Origin of the sequence: Micromonospora sp. DT231 (genome assembly GCF_049847025.1) — a bacterium.
Lineage (GTDB): Bacteria > Actinomycetota > Actinomycetes > Mycobacteriales > Micromonosporaceae > Micromonospora.
In genome coordinates this window covers 1-581 of the sequence record NZ_JBNCNO010000043.1, presented here as the reverse complement: position 1 = coordinate 581, position 581 = coordinate 1, and the positions used below count along the sequence as shown (strand labels likewise).

General features: G+C 69.9%; 1 protein-coding gene. It reads right to left on the bottom strand.

Annotated elements, in window-relative coordinates; translation table 11 throughout:
* The coding region (locus tag ACPXBU_RS34830) for a hypothetical protein (RefSeq protein ID WP_425761400.1) at positions 1–476 on the bottom strand (476 nt) is incomplete at its 3' end.
* Between the last annotated feature and the right edge of the window lie 105 nt (positions 477–581).

The following is a 581-nucleotide window of genomic DNA, read 5'->3' as shown; positions in this document are numbered from 1 at the left end:
ATGGCCAGATCAACGAACCCGGTCCCGGGCAGGATCGGGGTCCCGGCGATGACGTGCTCGCCCAACCACGCTGTCGTCGCGGCCGTCAACCGCCCGGTCAGGACCAGGTGCTCGCCGACGGTCACGGCGGCGGACAACAACGGATGAGTGACCGGCCGCAACCCGAACGCCGACGCATCCCCGACCACGGGACTAGGAGCCAACCAGAACCGTTCCCGTTGGAACGGGTACGTCGGCGCCGCCGGAATCGACTCCACATCCGGTGCCGGAACGATCGCATCCCACGCGACCGGGGTCCCGGTCACGAACAGTTGGGCAGCGGCGGTGATGAGAGTGACCACCTCATCGCGATCCCGCTGAACGGTGGTCGCCGCGGGGGCGGTTGCCGTGGGGGTGGTGTTTTCGGTGGCGTCGTGCTGGCCGGTGGCCGTGGGGGTGGTGGTCCGGGGGCGGCGGCCGGTCGCGGCGATAACCACCGGGTCAGCAGTCAAACACCCGGGTAGCAACGCGGCTAACACCGCGTCCGGGCCAACCTCCAACCACCGATCCACACCCGCACGCTCACCCGCCCGCACCGCATC